Here is an 880-nt window from a genome sequence, read left to right as displayed (position 1 = left end):
TAGCAGGAAAGATAGGCTAAGAACATAGCTTGTAAACCCTGTTTTTGGGGGTGCGAAACTTAAGTTATAAATAATGGTTATATTTGCTATTATTTTCTTATCAATATACCCTTGAAAATTTAAGTGGAAAACTATATCATTCCTCTTCCTTAATAATCTATCAAAATAATTGCTCTTCTCTACTAAACTTTGATATATTCCTGCATTGGAACTTAATTGTGTTAGAGAAATGTAATCATTAATTAATTGTTTATATGTCTGCATCCATTCTATTCTATTAGTTGTTACGGTATTTATAAAAGTATTCTTCTTAGATCTTCGATCATTTCTTAACCCTATGTATAAGGAAAAAAACGCCACAATAACAACAACTACTTGGGTCACTATGAGCTTAGTAATATTTAAAGTATTATCATTATTAGTAAAAAATTCAACAAACCAATTCATCTTCTTACATCTCCATAACCTTCTAGTTGTTTGTAACTAAAGACAGATACTATACTATTCGAGATTTAATATTGAAAAATACGTTCGTGTGTTGAGTCTAGTTTAGCAGTTACATATTGCTTAAAATACTACTGATGATTAATACAAATTAAATTAATAGAGTCACCTGTAAACACAGTTTAAAAGTACCTTCAAATATTAATTTGTAATTTATAAAATCATACCGGAATACTGTACCTAAGACGAGAATGTATAATATCTTTAACGACGTGGTGAATTTTCCTTAAAATCAAGGTTTTAAATGTTATCAACTGTTACATCTAAAACCTTGATTGGATTTCGTTAGAAATTATACAATATAAATACTGTAAAGCGTCACTTTATTCCCTCCAAAATGGGGGGCTTTTGTTCAAATACCTCCAGTATGTTTACT

At 28.6% G+C, this 880-nt stretch carries 1 protein-coding gene; it reads right to left on the bottom strand.

Going from position 1 to position 880, the window contains the following annotated elements:
* Positions 1–447, bottom strand: a 447-nt coding sequence (locus tag AC6HVZ_RS19600; RefSeq protein WP_497559797.1) for a hypothetical protein, incomplete at its 3' end; no start/stop codon positions are given.
* Positions 448–880 lie beyond the last annotated feature (433 nt).

It is taken from the genome of Oceanobacillus sp. NCCP-135 (assembly GCF_059698015.1).
The sequence above is the reverse complement of the archived record's forward strand: the minus strand, read 5'-3'. Positions and strand labels throughout refer to the sequence as shown.